The 266-nt window shown below is 65.8% G+C and carries 1 pseudogene; it reads left to right on the top strand.

Annotated features, from left to right (window positions below):
* Positions 1-266 (top strand): annotated as a pseudogene (locus NCS02_RS36215) (hypothetical protein); the annotation flags it as partial.

The raw sequence follows: 266 nt of genomic DNA, 5'->3' as shown, positions 1-266 counted from the left end.
GCAGCGGCTCGTCGAATCGTCGGAAGCGGTGGGCGGATTGTTGCCGCAGTGGGCCGACAAACTGGGGCTTGCCGCAGGCACGCCGATCGTCGCGGGCGGCGTCGATGCGGCGGTCGCGACCTTCGCGGCGGGCGTCACGAAGGCGGGTCATCACGTCGCGATGATCGGCACGAGCATGTGCTGGGGCTACATCAACCAGACCGTCGATGCGAGTCACGGACTCGTGTCGATGCCGCATGTCTACAACGGCAAGCACGATCTCTATG

Origin of the sequence: Caballeronia sp. NCF2 (assembly GCF_023631205.1) — a bacterium.
In the GTDB taxonomy this organism is placed as follows: Bacteria; Pseudomonadota; Gammaproteobacteria; order Burkholderiales; family Burkholderiaceae; genus Caballeronia; species Caballeronia zhejiangensis.
Note: the sequence above shows the minus strand (reverse complement) of the source record. Positions and strands in the feature narration are given on the sequence as shown.